General features: G+C 25.9%; 9 protein-coding genes and 1 riboswitch. Of the genes, 7 read left to right on the top strand and 2 right to left on the bottom strand.

Annotated features, from left to right (window positions below; genetic code table 11):
• Positions 1-33 precede the first annotated feature (33 nt).
• Positions 34-2,484 carry a glycogen/starch/alpha-glucan phosphorylase gene (locus tag HF862_RS00675; protein ID WP_170185999.1) on the top strand — a complete coding sequence of 817 codons (2,451 nt, stop codon included), beginning with the start codon at positions 34-36 and terminating at the stop codon, positions 2,482-2,484.
• 99 nt (positions 2,485-2,583) lie between these two features.
• Here HF862_RS00675 and HF862_RS00680 read toward each other — a convergent pair whose 3' ends face one another.
• A complete protein-coding gene (locus HF862_RS00680) occupies positions 2,584-3,897 on the bottom strand; it encodes an MATE family efflux transporter (RefSeq protein ID WP_170186000.1) in 1,314 nt (437 codons plus the stop codon).
• Between the two features lie 169 nt (positions 3,898-4,066).
• Here HF862_RS00680 and HF862_RS00685 point away from each other — a divergent pair, with 169 nt between their 5' ends.
• Complete coding sequence (locus HF862_RS00685) at positions 4,067-4,399, top strand: hypothetical protein (RefSeq protein ID WP_170186001.1); 333 nt, start codon at positions 4,067-4,069, stop codon at positions 4,397-4,399.
• Positions 4,400-4,479: 80 nt separating this feature from the next.
• Positions 4,480-4,971, top strand: coding sequence for a hypothetical protein (locus tag HF862_RS00690; protein WP_170186002.1), 492 nt, complete (start codon positions 4,480-4,482; stop codon positions 4,969-4,971).
• Between the two features lie 82 nt (positions 4,972-5,053).
• Here HF862_RS00690 and HF862_RS00695 read toward each other — a convergent pair whose 3' ends face one another.
• On the bottom strand, positions 5,054-5,557 hold the full coding sequence (locus tag HF862_RS00695) for a DUF2628 domain-containing protein (protein ID WP_170186003.1): 504 nt from the start codon (positions 5,555-5,557) through the stop codon (positions 5,054-5,056).
• A 196-nt stretch (positions 5,558-5,753) separates the two neighbouring features.
• Between HF862_RS00695 and htpG the strand changes: the two genes are divergently transcribed.
• From htpG to HF862_RS00715, 4 genes are all read left to right on the top strand, one after another.
• On the top strand, positions 5,754-7,586 hold the full coding sequence (gene htpG, locus HF862_RS00700) for a molecular chaperone HtpG (protein ID WP_170186004.1): 1,833 nt from the start codon (positions 5,754-5,756) through the stop codon (positions 7,584-7,586).
• A 351-nt stretch (positions 7,587-7,937) separates the two neighbouring features.
• Complete coding sequence (nrdD, locus tag HF862_RS00705; protein WP_170186005.1) at positions 7,938-10,133, top strand: anaerobic ribonucleoside-triphosphate reductase; 2,196 nt, start codon at positions 7,938-7,940, stop codon at positions 10,131-10,133.
• Positions 10,134-10,214: 81 nt separating this feature from the next.
• Positions 10,215-10,388, top strand: a riboswitch (Lysine riboswitch).
• Between the two features lie 98 nt (positions 10,389-10,486).
• Complete coding sequence (lysA, locus tag HF862_RS00710; protein WP_170186006.1) at positions 10,487-11,794, top strand: diaminopimelate decarboxylase; 1,308 nt, start codon at positions 10,487-10,489, stop codon at positions 11,792-11,794.
• Between the two features lie 126 nt (positions 11,795-11,920).
• A complete protein-coding gene (locus HF862_RS00715; protein ID WP_170186007.1) occupies positions 11,921-13,264 on the top strand; it encodes an amidohydrolase family protein in 1,344 nt (447 codons plus the stop codon).
• Positions 13,265-13,273: the final 9 nt, after the last annotated feature.

Raw genomic sequence — 13,273 nt, forward strand, 5'->3', positions numbered from 1 at the left:
ATAAATATAACATAATATAAATAGGAGGGTAGAATGATACTTAATAAAACAAAAGAAGATATCAAAAGAGATTATCTTAAGAGACTTACTTTTACCTTTGCAGAAGATATAGAAACAGCTTCGTTAAGACATAAATATTATGCGTTAGGTAAACTAATAAAAGACTATTTAACAGAAAAATGGGCTGAAACAAACAAAGTTTATAGAGAAAATAAAGTTAAACAAACTTATTATTTTTCAATGGAATTTTTAATAGGGAGATTATTAGAAACAAATTTAATTAACTTAGGAATAAGAGATGTTTGTGAAGAAGCATTAAAAGAATTAGGAATTGATTTCAATGAAATAGTTTCTTTTGAAGAAGATGCTGGATTAGGAAATGGAGGATTAGGAAGATTAGCAGCTTGTTTTATAGATTCAATGGCTTCTTTATCATTACCAGCTCATGGAAATGGAATTCGTTTTAAACATGGATTGTTTAAACAAAAAATTGAAAATGGATATCAAGTTGAACAATTAGATGAATGGTTAAAGAAAGATTTCGTTTGGGAAATCAAAAGAGCAGATAAAGGTGTAGATGTATATTTTGGTGGAAATGTATATCTAAAAGAAGAAAATGGAAGAATGGTTCCTGTATATGAAAATCCAGAAATTATTCGTGCTACTCCATATGATGTACCAGTTCCAGGATATCAAACAGTTAATGTAAATACTTTAAGATTATGGAATGCTGAATTACCAGATAAACCAATAAACTTATCAACTTTACAAAGAGGTGAATATTTAAGATATTTAGAACAAAGATACTCTGCTGAAGAAATATCACAAGTATTATATCCTGATGACAGAAGTTTAGAAGGAAAAAGATTAAGACTTAAACAAGAATATTTCTTTACAAGTGCTGGTATTCAAAGTATTTTAAGAACTTTCTTAAAATTAGGAGAACCAATAACAGAATTACATAATTATGTAGCAATTCACATTAATGATACTCATCCAGCTGTAGCAGTAGCTGAACTTATGAGATTATTAATAGATGACCATGGATTAGATTGGGATGTAGCTTGGAGAATTACTGTAAAAACTTTAGCTTATACAAACCATACAATAATGGCAGAAGCTTTAGAAAAATGGGATGTAAATGTATTTAAAAAATTACTTCCAAGAATTTATATGATTATAGAAGAAATAAATAGAAGATTCTGTAATGAGGTAGCAAATAGATTCTACAATGATTGGAGTAAAGTAAATGCTATGTCAATTATTCAAAATAATAATATAAAAATGGCAAATCTTGCTATTGTAGGTTCTCACTCTATAAATGGAGTTGCTTGGTTACATACAGAAATTTTAAAAAATAGAGAATTAAAAGATTTTTATGAAATGTATCCAGAGAGATTTAATAATAAAACAAATGGAATTACTCATAGAAGATGGCTTGTAAAAGCTAACCGTCCATTAACAGACTTATTTATTGAGCTATATGGTGGTTCAGAAGCTTGGATAAAAGATACAAGTTCTATGAAAAAATTGTTAGAATACAAAGATGATAAGAAAATTTTACAAAGACTTGCTGATATAAAAGCAAATAGAAAATTAGAACTTGCTAAGTTTGTAGAAAAGGAATATGGAATTAAAATAAATCCAAAATCTATATATGATGTTCAAGTAAAAAGATTACATGCTTATAAAAGACAACTTTTAAATTTATTCCACATTATGTATTTATATAATGAATTAAAAGAAAATCCTAATTTAGATATAGTTCCAAGAACATTCTTCTTTGGAGCTAAAGCAGCACCTGGATATTCATTGGCTAAACAAATTATAAAACTTATAAATACAGTAGCTAATAAAATTAATAATGATCCAGAAATTAAGGATAAAATAAAGGTTGTATTCTTAGAAAACTATGGAGTAAGTTTGGCTGAAAAAGTAATACCAGCTGGAGATGTTAGTGAACAAATTTCTACAGCTTCTAAAGAGGCTTCAGGAACAGGAAATATGAAATTTATGATGAATGGGGCTATCACTATAGCTACACTTGATGGAGCTAATGTTGAAATTGACCAAGCTGTAGGAAGAGATAATATAGTTGTGTTTGGATTAACTTCTCAAGAAGTAATGTATTATAATGCTCATGGTGGTTATAATATGAGAGATATATTTGACCATGACCCTAGATTACAAAAAATTGTTCGTCAAATAGCTGATGGATATTATGGAGTACCAGCAACAGAATTTTCAATGATAGCTGATGATTTATTCAATAAAAATGATGAATTCTTTGTTTTTAAAGATTTTGATGCTTATGTAAAAGCTCAAGAAAAAATAGATAAATTATATAGAGACCAAGAAAGATGGCAAAAAATGAGTTTAGTAAATATAGCTCATTCAGGAATTTTTTCTTCAGATAATACAATAAAAAAATATGCAGATGAAATCTGGAATATAAAACCTTGTGTAGTTGAAAAAGAAGATTAAATTATAAAAAATATTTTATAAATTTTTAATATATAAAGGATTAGTTTTCAATTTTAAAAACTAATCCTTTTTTAATAAATTTATTTTTAATAAAATATTTTATGAAGCTATAATTCTTTTATAAAAGAAAATACTAGCTAAAAAAGTCATAAAGTCAGCAGCAGGAAGAGAAAGCCAAATTCCAGTTTCTCCTAAAAATTTAGGAAGAATAATAATAGCAATAACAATAAATACAATACTTCTTAAGATAGATAAAATATTAGCAATTTTTTTATCACCTTTAGATTGTAAATAAGCTATATTTATAAAATTTGCTGCTAAAAACATAATAGCTACAGAATATAATATAAGACCTTTGCTAGCAACCTCAATTAGTTCTTTATCATCATTGAATAATCTTACAATAGAACTTCCATATTTAACTATTATAGCCAACATTACACAAGCAGTGATAAATGAATAAAGATGAGCTATTTTAAAAACTTTTTTTACTCTATCATGAAGTTTTATTCCATAGTTAAAACTTGCTATAGGTTGTAAAGCTTGACCAAATCCAGAAAATACCATTCTGAATATATAACAAATATAAGCCACTACTGAAAAGGCAGCAACTCCTAATCCACCAAGATATTCCATAAAAGTTTTATTAAGTAGAGTATTTGTAACAGCAGCAGCAAACTCAATAGTAAATGATGGGAAACCGATATAGACTATATTGATTAAAAAAACTAATTTTATTTTTTCAAATTTATATTTAATTGTTGTTTTAGAATGGACGAAGTACCAAACTAAAATTAAAAATGAAAGAAGCTGACCTATTCCAGTAGCTAAAGCTCCTCCAAATAATCCCCAACCAAATTTCATAATAAAAACCCAGTCTAAGATAATATTTGTAATAGCTCCAACTATCATAGAAATAAAAGCATAAAGAGGGGCTTTATCATTTCTAACAACAGCATTAAGACTATTTGATAACATTAAAAATATCATGGCTATGACACAGGTGTAAAGATATTCTTTAACCATAGGTAATAATCTCTCATTAGAACCCATAAGTAACATTAAATTGTCATTGAAAATAAAAGTAATTGCCACTAAGACTAAATAGGAAATAATATTCAGTGTTACTAAGTGGGAAAAGCAGGTATTTCTAAATTTAATATTTTTAGGATGTAGAGACATAAGAGTAGCTCCACCCATTCCAAAAAGAAAACTTAAGGCAACACCTAAGTTAATAATAGGATATGCCAAGGTAATGGCAGCCAATCCATCTGCTCCAACTCCTCTTCCTATAAATATTCCATCAACAATAGCATAGAGAGCAGATATAACCATTCCTGTAACAGAAGGAACAGAAAAATTAACAAATAATTTTGATACAGAATCTTCACTAAGATTGATTTTTGAAAACATAATTCTCCTTATAAAATAATAAATTATTAATGTCCGTAAAGAGAAGTATAACACGTTTTTCTTTAAATATCAATGGAAAAATAAAAAAAATTATAAAATAAAATATTGACAAAATATGAATTTAAAATTACAATATTGTATTAAGAAAATTAAAAAAAGGAAGTGATTTATGAAAAAACTAATTATTTTATTAGGAATTATTTTATGCTTGATAGGATGTAGTAATACTAATACAAACGATGATAAACAACAAGAAGTCTCTAAGAATAAAACTGTAGCTGAAAAAACAGGATTTATATTAAATGTTCTTATAGCTTCTGGATTATATAACACTTATGGAATAGAATTTAATGAAGCTATAATAAATACAAAATCTACTACAGATACAAAAGTTAACTCTGAAACTAAAATAAATAATAATGGTGAAATTGTAAATCATACTGTGACAACTTCTAAAACTAAATCAAAAAGTAGAGGAGTAGGAATTGGAGTAGGATTATAAGATAACTGAAAATATTTTTAGAAAAAAATATTAAAATTAAGTCTAAATGGTGATATGTTATTTCTTAAGGAGGTAAATTTATGAAAAAATTAATATTTGGATTATTTTTAATAACTGCAGTATCTTTTGGAGCAAATAATGAATTTTCAGATACAGTTTCTAGTATAGTTTCAACAGCAGTAGAAGGAAGTAAAGAAGTTGCAACAGGAATAAAACAGGGAATAGATCAAGGAATTGAAAAAGGTAAAAAAATGATTGTTACAATAGATAATCCAAAAACTTTTAAAGAGTATGTGGATATAGAAGTAACAGCCATAAAAAATACTAAAAATTCTACTGTAATAACAATTAATTATAAAAATAAAAGTAATAAAATTTTGAGAATAGTAAATTTAGATAAATCAGAAAATCTTTTTGCTGTTGCTAAAAATAAAGATAAAGTATTTTCCAGTAAAAGGATTAGTGATGTGAATTTATTAAAAAATAGTGAAATAGAAGTAGATTATACTTTTGACAATACTAATTTGAAAAAAATAAAAATTTATAATAAAGAATTAAATATAAGATTATAAAATAAAAGAGCTGTTACAGATTTATTATTAATAAATGTAACAGCTCAAATTTTATTAAAAAATTGTGATTTTATTAGATTCTTTAATAATAGTAATTAACTACAGAAGCCATAGTTCCAAAATAAAATATTAAAGAAAGAAATAAAGTAAATAGTAAGATTATTTGAAAAAGAATTCCTAAATTTCTTGCAGTTTTATTAACTCCTCCTAAATCTCTAGCCATTTCAATTCTTAAATTAGGATTATCCTCTGCTTCTTGAATTTGTTTTACAATTCTTTTATATCTTTTAAAAACAAACATAGGAGCTATTCCTGCTAAAATTATTGAAAGAATAAATCCCACACCTCCTACAAATAAATTTGTAAAAAGTTGGAGACTCCAAAGAATAATTCCCTCTATATAACATTTCCTATAAAGCAGATAAATAGGAGTAGAGAAAAAAGCGTACCAAGACCAGTTCCAAGCTATTTTTTCTATACCATTAACATCATATTTATCAAAAGCTTTTTCATACCATTGAAATTTATCAGGAGTACCAATATAAGCTTCTAAGATATCTAAATTTCTATATAATTTTTCTTCCATAAAAATCTCTCCTTTATCCATAAAATCACCCTTATAAAATAATTATATGTTAAATTTGACTGTAAAAAATTATATTTTTTCTAAAAATAAAAAAAATTATGAAAAATCTTGACAAATGATATTAAATATGATATTTTTAATATTAGAGAATTAGCAACCTATATAAACGAGTGCTAATATTATTTAGGAGGAAAAAATGAGAAAACAAACAGAAAATTTCCAAGCAGAAACAAAAGAATTATTAAATCTTATGATACATTCAATATATACAAATAAAGAAATCTTTTTAAGAGAATTAATATCAAATGCAAGTGATGCTATAGATAAATTAAAATTTAAATCTTTAACAGATACAGAACTTTTAAAAGATTCTAAAGATTTTAAAATAGAGATAAAAATTGATAAAGAAAAAAACCAATTAATTATAGAGGATACTGGTATAGGAATGACTTTTGAAGAAGTCAATGAAAATATCGGTACAATAGCAAAATCAGGTTCAAAAGCTTTTATAGAAAAATTTAAGGAAGCAAAAGAAAATGAACAGTTAGATATAATTGGACAATTTGGAGTTGGATTCTATTCAGCATTTATGGTGTCTAGTGATATAACATTATATACAAAATCTCCTTATAGTGATGTAACTATTAAATGGGCATCTAAAGGTGATGGAACTTATGAAATAGAAGAGATAGAAAACTTAGAAGATTTAAAAAGAGGAACTAGAATTATTTTAACTATTAATGAAGAATCAAAAGAATTTTTAGAAGATTATAAAATAAGAACAATAGTTAAAAAACATTCAAATTCTATAAAATATCCAATATATTTTGGTGAAGATAAACTAAATGATGAAACACCTCTATGGAAAAAAGATAAAAAAGATATTACAGAAGAACAATATAATGAATTTTATAAAAATACTTTCTATGACCATGAAGACCCATTATTACATTTACATTTAAAAGTACAAGGGTCATTAGAATATACAGCACTTATTTATATTCCAAAAAGAACTCCTATGGATTTCTATACAAGAGATTATAAAAGAGGGTTACAATTATATACAAAAAATGTATTTATAATGGAAAATGCTGAAAGCCTAATTCCAGAATATTTTAGTTTTATGAAAGGAATAGTTGATACAGATAATCTTTCTTTAAATATTTCAAGAGAGATATTACAACAAGATAATGAACTTATAAAAATTTCTAAAAATATAGAGAAAAAAATAGAAACTGAATTGAAAAAATTAATAAAAGATGATAGAGAAAAATATATAACTTTATGGGAAGCTTTTGGACGCACAATAAAATTTGGTGTACAAGATATGTTTGGAATAAATAAAGAAAAATTACAAGATTTATTAATTTTTAAATCATCTTTTGAAAATAAATATATAACATTAAAAGAATATGTTGAAAGAATGAAAGAAGACCAAAAAGAAATCTATTATGTAACAGGAGAAAATGAAGAGTTCTTAAAAGTTTTACCAAAAGTAAAAGTGTTTAAAGATAAAGGATTTGAAGTATTATACTTAATAGATAGAATAGATGAGTTCACTTTAAAAACTCTTATGAATTATGATGGAAAACAATTTAAATCTATAAACGATTCTGATTTATCTAATTTAGAAGATGAAAAAGAAAAAGAAACAAGAGAAAATTTAGAAAAAGAAAATAAGCCTTTATTAGAAAAAATTAAAAATTTATTAGGTGAAAAAATAGAAGAGGTAAGACTTAATAATAATTTAGGAAGTGGAGCTGTTGGACTTGCTTCAAAAGGTGAAATTTCTCTTGAGATGGAAAAAACATTATCAGAAATTCCAGGAAACGAAAATATAAAGGCTCAAAAAATATTAGAATTTAATCCAGCACATCCATTGTTTGAAAAAATAAAAAATACTACTGATGAAAATCAATTAAAAGATTTATTATATGTATTATATAACCAATCTTTATTAGTAGAAGGATTACAAATAGAAAATCCAGTAGAATTTGCTGAAAAATTAAATAATTTAATAGCTAGATAAAATAATTAGAGGTATTACATTTTGTAATACTTCTTTTTTATAAAAAAATAGATATTGTATTATTTTGGAAAAAAATACCACTATATATAGTTATTTTATAAAAAATATAGAAATATTTAAATTAGCGTATAAGTAAAGAGAAAAGTCGTCAAATATATTTTTTGATTAGATTTCTATATAAAAAAAGAATGATTATTAAAACCGTTGAAAATAAAGGAATAATTGATAAAAAATCACAATATCTAGTGAAAAGACGTTGATAAAAAACACAATATATGCTATTATATTAGAGCAAAAAAGATAAAATAAATTACTATAAAAATTGAACTAAAATAGGATATGGGGGTCAATATGAAAGTTATTAAACGTAATGGAGATGTAGTAGCATTTAATAAAGATAAAATATTTATAGTTTTACAGAAAGTTCATAAGGAGATGCCTTTTAAAAATGAAGCTGTTCTTGTAGAAATGTTAGACCATATATTAAATAAAATTAAACTTATGAATAAAGAAAAAATAGATATTGAAGAAATACAAGATATTGTATTTAAAACATTGTGTGACTTTGGATATTTTTGTCAAGCACAAAAATTTGAAAGATACAGAACAAAAAGAAGTGAAGCGAGACTAAAAGAAACTGATAGTTTATTCCAAAGAATAGAAGGAATATTAGAAAATGGTGATAGAGAAAATTCAAATAAAAATTCTACTTTACCATCAGTTGCTAGAGATTTAATATCAGGAGAGTACTTTAGATTTAATGTAGAGAAATCTATTGGAAAAGAATTGTACGAAGCTCATAGAAAGAAAACTATTCACTGGCATGATTCAGATGTAGAAAAAGAGTTAACAAACTGTTGTTTAATTAATGTAGAAGATATGTTAGACCATGGAACTAGAATAACTAATACTGATGTAGAAACTCCTAAATCAGTTGGAACAGCTATGAATATTGCAATGCAAATAATGGCTAGTGTTAGTTCACAACAATATGGAGGAAACTCTATACCTAACTTTAACGAAGTTTTTGCTAAATATGCAAAGAAAAACTTTGTTAAAAACTTCAATGATTATTTTGAATTCCTATTTGAAAAAGAATATGATGATGTATTAGAATTAGATTCAGCTAATGAAGAATTAAAAGCAAAATATCCTAAAGTATTTGAAAAAGTTATTAAGAAAACTGCAAAAGAAATTTATGATGCTTGTCAATTATTTGAGTATCAAACAAATAGTATTTTAGGTTCAGCTTCTCAAACTCCATTTTCAACAATAACTTTTAATGTTCCTACTTCTTGGGAATCAGAGCAAATAATACTTGCTTATTTAAAAGTTAGACAAACAGGATTGGGAGCTTTAAAAATACCAGCAATCTTCCCTAAATTATCTTATATAGTTGTAGATGGGTACAACTTAAAAGAGGGAGACCCATATTATTATATAACTAAAGAAGTATCTAAATGTATAGCACATACATATTATCCAGATTTATTATTCTACTCTAAAGAAGATTATGATGCAGGAAAATATTATGCTAGAATGGGTTGTCGTTCAAGAGTAAATCATGAATTTAAAGAAAATGAAAAATATCAACAATATGGAAGATTTAATTTTGGTGTTATAACATTAAATTTACCTCAAATATCTCTAGAAGCTTTAAGACATAAGGAAACTGATGTAGTAGAAACATTTATGAAATTACTAGAAGAGAAAAAATCTCTTATGAAATTAGGAATTTTAAAAAGATATGAAAATGTTAGAAAGTTAAAAGCTAAACAAGCACCTATATTATTCCAATATGGAGCTATTGCTAGATTACAACCAGATGAAACAGTAGAAAAATTATTAAAATCTGATAGAGCTTCTGTGTCATATGGATTTTTAGGAATAGATGATTGTGTAAGAATACTTACTGATGATAAACAAAACATATCAAAGCCAGCTGGAAAAGAATTAGGTCTTAGAATAATGAAAGAAATAAGAAGACAAGCTGATGAAATAAAAGAGGAAACTGGATTACCTGTATCAGTTTATGGAACTCCAGCAGAAGCTAGTATAGCAACATTCTTTAATGCAGATAAGAAAAATTATAGTGATGTAATGCCTGAATGGTTATTAAAAAGAGAATATTATACAAATTCTTTCCATTTCTCATCAGAGTTACCAATAGATGCTTTTGATAAAATAGATACAGAAGCTCCATTTATTAAATATTGTAATGGAGGAAACATAATGTATGTTGAAAATGGAGGAAAAACTTATAACTCTGATGCAATATTAGAACTTATGAAATATGCTCATGATAAAGGAATAGAATATTTTGCAGTAAATACAGTATCAGATGTGTGTTTTGAATGTGGATATACAGGAGAAATCTCTTATGACGAACATACAGCAAAATATAAATGTCCTCAATGTGGTAATGAAGAGGGAATGAAAATGAAAATTCAAAGAAGATGTTGTGGATATATTTCAAATTATAATATTACTCACGCCTTAGAAGGAAGAATGAAAGAGATAAAAAATAGAGCTATTCATGTAAAATAATAAATAGATTATATAAAAAATATTTATAATTTATATTATACAAATTAATAAAATTTAGATATACTTTTATGTAAAAGAATTTAAAAAGATAGAGGAGCAAATGATAAGAGTAAAATTATTTTAGTTTGACAAACGGAGAATAATTTGAAAGGAGATTTTGCCGAAATAAAAATGAAAGTCAAAACATTTTTATTGGTAAATTAGATAATATCTATTTTACTGTCATTGAAATTTCAATGGAGGGCTATCAAGTAAGTTATCTAAAATATAAGTAATTATTTTTAATAGGTTACTAAAGACAGTCTGAAATTGAAAAGACTGTCTTTTTTTATGAAAATTTTGGAGGAAGTTTTATGAGATATTTTGGAACAATGAAAAATAATAATGGAATTCTTGAGATAGGTGGAGTATCAGTAGAAAAACTTGCAAAGGAGTATAAAACTCCATTATATGTTATGGACCAAGAATTGATAGAAAGTAATATAAAAAAATATATAGAAAATTTTAAATCGGAAAAATTTGAAACAGAAGTAGTCTATGCTTCAAAAGCTTTTTTATCGAAAGCTATGTGCCAAATAGTTGAGAAGTATGGATTAAGTATAGATGCAGTTTCTGGTGGAGAATTATATTCTATAAAAGTTTCAAAATTTCCTATGAATAGAGTCCATATGCATGGAAATAATAAAAGTATAGAAGAGCTTGAAATGTGTCTTGATTGGGGAATTGGAATAGTAATATTAGATAATATAAGTGAAATAGATAAATTAGGAACTTTAGCTAAAGAAAAAAATAAAAAAATAAGAGTCATGTTAAGAATAAATATAGGAATAGATGCTCATACCCATGAATATATAAGAACATCAAAACATAGTTCTAAGTTTGGAGAATCTATATTTGATGAAAATATTTATAGTATAGTAGAGAAAATTCTTTCTTATGAAAGTTTAGAATTTTTAGGATTTCATTGTCACATAGGTTCACAAATATTTGATACTAAAGCTTTTCATGAGGGGATTGAAACAATGATAATGTTTACTAAAAAAATATCAGAAAGATTTAATATGGAAATTCCTGAAATGAATTTAGGTGGAGGTTTTGGAGTTTATTATGTTGATGGAGATGTAGAAGTAGATATTGAAAAATTTATGAAATCTATGATAGAACATATTGAAAAAACTTTAGAAAAAGAAAATATGACTTTAAAGAAAGTTTCTATAGAACCTGGAAGAAGTATTGTGGGAAATGCTGGGGGAACTTTATATACAGTTGGTGGCATAAAAAATACATATGGTGGAGTTAAATATGTGTTTATTGATGGAGGAATGACAGATAATATAAGACCAGCTTTATATCAAGCTAAATATGAAGCTATTGTTGCTAATAAACTTAATCAAGAAGAAAATGATATAGTTACTATTGCAGGAAAATGTTGTGAGTCTGGAGATTTAATAGGAAAAGATATGAAAATAGCCAAAGCTTCAGAAGGAGATTATATATTTGTCCCTACAACTGGAGCTTATGGATATTCAATGTCAAGTAATTACAATAAAGCTACAAGACCAGCAGTTGTGTTTGTAAAAGATGGGAAATCTTATTTATCAATTAAAAGAGAATCTTTTGAAGATTTGGTAGCCAATGATGTATTTATAGAAATAGAATAAGTAAAAAAAACAATATGCGGAAATTATTAAAATATGATATAATTATTTTATAATACAACTTAGATATACAAATAAATAAAGAAGGGAGGAAAGTTACAAGATAAAAATGTAACTTAAAATTAGGATATGAGAACAGTAATAAATCACGGATTAGTTATAGACCCAAAAAATAGTGTGTATGAACCACTAAATATTGCAATAGAAAATGGAAAAATAGTAGAATTATCTCATGAAGTGTTAATAGGAGATAATGAAATAGATGCTATGGGAATGTGTGTTTGCCCAGGATTTATAGATATTGATATGCATGAAGTTTTAACTGATGGAACAACACCAGATAGAGAAATATTTAAAAGAATGTTATCAATGGGAGTTACTACAGGAATAGGTGGAAACTCAGGAATAGGAGTTTCTAATCCAAAGGAGTTTTTAGATGGAGTAGATGAAGGACATCCTATTAACTTTGGAATGTTATTACCTCATGGGATACTAAGACAAAAAATTGGTGTTGACAGATATGTAAGTCTTGAAAATGACCAAGTGGAAGAAATGTATGAGATAGGTAAAAAAATGATGAAAGATACAGGATTACTGGGAATTAGTTTTGGACTTAGATATGTTCCTGGAATAGATTTCAATGAGATGACAACTCTTGGAAGATTAGGACAACATAAAGTTATATCAGCACATTTAAGAGAAGATGCTAAAAATATATTTAATGCAATAGAAGAGTTTTTAGATTTAGGTAACTATGTAAAAGCTAATTATGTAGTATCACATATTGGAAGTATGGCTGGATTTGGTCAAATGGATAAAGCTTTAGAAATGTTAGATAAAAAAAGAGAAGAGGGAATAAATGTATATTGTGATTGTTACCCTTATACAGCTTTCAGTGCTAAAATAGGTTCTATTACATTTGATGAAGGATTCTTAGAAAGATATAATATCACATATGATAAATTAGAGGTTATGGAAGGAAAATATAGAGGAAAAAGATGTACTGAAGAATTTTTCAACACTTTAAGGGAAGAAGCACCTGATACAATGATAATAGCTTATACTATCAATGAAAAAGATATGGAAAAAGCATTATCTTATCCTTACACAGTTATAGGAAGCGACGGAATACTTAATGCTAAAAATATTGGACATCCTAGAGCAACAGGAACTTTCCCTAAAGTTTTAGGAAAATATTCAAGAGATGCTAAAGTTCTTGATTTATATGAAGCAATTGAAAAAATGACTTCAAAACCTGCAGAAATTTTAGGAATTAATAAAGGAAATTTATCTATTGGTTCTGATGCAGACATTACTATTTTTTCTTTAGAAGATATTCGTGATTATGCAACTTTTGAAAATACAGAATTATTACCAGATGGTATAGTATATGTATTGATTAATGGAGAGATTGCTCTAGAAAATGGAAAAATTATGAATTCTAATTTAGGAAAATCTATAAGAAAGTTCTAGTGAGGAAAA

It is taken from the genome of Fusobacterium sp. FSA-380-WT-3A, from assembly GCF_012843705.1.
Classification (GTDB): Bacteria; Fusobacteriota; Fusobacteriia; order Fusobacteriales; family Fusobacteriaceae; genus Fusobacterium_B.